Genomic DNA, 3092 nt, shown 5'->3' with positions numbered 1-3092 from the left:
GGTACTGGGTGTTTTGAAAGCGGGGGCGGCGTACGTTCCGATCGACCCGCAATATCCGGCGGACCGGATTCAGTATATGTTGAAAGACAGCGGGGCTTCCCTGCTTCTTACGGATCGCCCGGCCGTGTTCGAGGGTTCCGGCGTGGAAGTCTGGGACATGAAAACCGAAGATTTGCGGGGTGAGCCTGACGACAATCCCGCACCGGTGAACAAAGAACGGGATTTGGCTTATGTGATCTATACGTCCGGTTCCACCGGGAAACCCAAAGGCGTGATGGTGGAACACGCTTCCCTGATCAATTTGTGCGAATGGCATATCCATGAATTTCAGGTGACGCCGGAAGACAAGAGCATCAAATATGCAGGGGTCGGATTTGATGCATCGGTGTGGGAGATTTTTCCGACCTGGATGGCGGGAGCGTCGCTTCACATCATTGAAGAGGCCATGCGTTACGATCTGGAGGCACTCAACCGGTACATGGAGGAACAAGGGATCACGGTTGCTTTTCTGCCGACGCCGGTGGCGGAGCAATTTATGCAGTTGGAAAACCGCAGCCTGAGAGTGTTGCTGACCGGAGGGGACCGGTTGGGCCGGGTGTTGCCGCAGAACTACACGGTGGTCAACAACTACGGTCCGACGGAGAACACGGTGGTGACCACGAGCACCCCGGTGCGTCCGGATGAGCCGGTCACGATTGGGAAACCGGTGGCCAATAACCAGGTGTATGTGTTGAATGAACATCAGCAATTGCAGCCGGTCGGCGTGCCGGGCGAGCTGTGCGTCAGCGGGGAAAGTCTGGCCCGGGGATATTTGAACCGGCCGGAACTGACGGCGGAGAAGTTTGTGCCCAATCCTTATGTGCCGGGGCAAAAGATGTACCGGACCGGAGACTTGGTGCGGTGGTTGCCGGACGGGCGCCTGGAGTTTCTGGGACGGATGGATGAACAGGTGAAAATCCGCGGTTACCGTATCGAGCCCGGGGAAATCGCCAGCCGTTTGTTGGAGCATGCTTCCATCCGGGAGGCCTTTGTCACCGTGCAGCCGAATCCTTCTCAAGAACCGGAGTTATGCGCATATTTCGTGGCGTCTTCTCCTTGTTCCGCGGAAGAATTGCGGGAGCATTTGAGCTTGAAGTTGCCTGACTATATGGTTCCGGTTCACTTTATCGAAATGAAGAAACTCCCCTTGACCCGAAACGGGAAAGTGGACAAAAAAGCATTGCCGTTGCCGGATGCCGACACCACCCGGAACAAGGATGACGCGCCGGCCACTCCCACCGAGGAACAGTTGATCGAAATCATGAAGGAGATTCTCCATACCGGACAAATCGGAGTCCATGACAGCTTTTTTGAAAAAGGCGGCAACTCCCTGAAAGGGATGATGTTGTCGGCGCAAGTCCACAAAAGGATGCATGCGGAACTGCCTTTGCGGGAGATTTTTGCCCGTCCCGTGGTCAAGGAGATGGCCGCATACATCGAAAATCAAAAAACGGTTGAACACGTCACCATCGCTCCGGCACCCAAACAGGCTTATTATCCGGTTTCATCCGCACAGAAACGGTTGTATGTGGTCGGGCAACTGGAAGGAATGGGCACCGGTTACAACATGCCCCATGCCTTTCATATCCAAGGAAATTTGCCGGTTTCCCGGCTTGAAGAAGCATTCTGGGCACTGGTTAAACGGCATGAATCCTTGCGCACTTCGTTCCATCTCATTGACGGCGAATTGATGCAAAAAATTCATACCGATGTGAAGGTCCGGGTGGAGCGTTATCAAGCCCGGGACCGTTTGGATGTGAAACAAAAAATTCAACAGTTCATCCGTCCGTTTGATTTGGAGAAAGCCCCGCTGATCCGGGTGGGAATGATTGAATATGCCAAGGAAGAAGAACAGATCCTGGTCATCGACATGCATCACATCATTTCCGACGGCGTTTCGATGAACATCCTGTTCCGGGATTTGATGAAATACCTGCAGGGAGAAACGTTGCCGCCGGTGTCCCTGCAATACAAGGATTACGCCGTCTGGCAACAAAATGAAAAACAAAAGGACGCATGGAAAAAACACGAGCAGTATTGGATGGATGAACTTTCCGGCGAACTTCCGGTTCTGGACCTGCCCACGGATTATCCGCGTCCTTCCGTGCAACGGTTTGACGGGGACCATATGACGTTTGAAATTGAGCCCCGGTTAACGCGGAAATTGAAACGGCTGGCGGATGAGAAAAAAGCAACCCCGTATATGGCCCTCTTGGCCGCATACAATTTGCTGTTGGCAAAATACAGCGGCAAAAACGACATCATCGTCGGCTCACCGATTGCCGGAAGATCGTATGCCGGTTTGGAGTCCATGGTGGGGATGTTTGCCAATACGCTTGTGGTTCGCAACCGGATCGATTTGCAACTTCCGTTCACAGCCTTTTTGGAACAGGTGAAGGAACGCGTCCTGCAAATGTATGAGCATCAGGATTATCCGTTTGAGGAATTGGTGGAAAAGCTGGATACCCGGCGCGATTTGAGCCGCAACCCCCTTTTTGACACCATGTTTGCCATGCAGAATATCGACATGCCGGTTTTCGAACTGCAAGGACTGAAGATTCGCCAAGGGGAGATTGAATGGAAAAAATCGAAATTTGATTTGAGCTGGATGATGGCGGAAGACGGGGAAACATTCAAAGGGGTTGTCGAATACAGCACCTGCCTGTTCAAACCCGGGACCATCCGGCGTATGATCGGCCACTTTATTCACATTCTTGAACAGATCGTGGATGATCCCGGAATCCGGCTGTGCGAGATTGAGCTTCCCACGTTGGAAGAAAAATGGGAGATATTGCAAACCTTTAACCAAACCCGTCTGGAGTATCCGCGGGGAAGAACGATTCCGTCCTGGTTTGAAGAACGGGTGGAAAAACAGCCGGACCGGGTGGCAGTGGTATGCGGCGAAGAAAAGTGGACCTATGAAGAGTTAAACCGGCAGGCCAACCGCCTGGCCCATGCGTTGAGGAAAAAAGGGATCGGCCGCGAGCAATTGGTCGGCATCCTGATGTTCCCGTCCAAAGAGATGATGGCGGCGGTACTGGGTGTTTTGAAAG

Annotated in this window: 1 protein-coding gene; it reads left to right on the top strand. The window is 53.0% G+C overall.

Annotation, left to right across the window (positions count from 1 at the left end; translation table 11 throughout):
• A partial coding sequence (locus H1R82_RS13080) for a non-ribosomal peptide synthetase (protein WP_181821681.1) occupies window positions 1–3092 on the top strand: 3092 nt, incomplete at both ends.

This window comes from Thermoactinomyces intermedius, assembly GCF_013912365.1.
In the GTDB taxonomy this organism is placed as follows: Bacteria; Bacillota; Bacilli; order Thermoactinomycetales; family Thermoactinomycetaceae; genus Thermoactinomyces; species Thermoactinomyces intermedius.
Note: the sequence above shows the minus strand (reverse complement) of the source record. Positions and strands in the feature narration are given on the sequence as shown.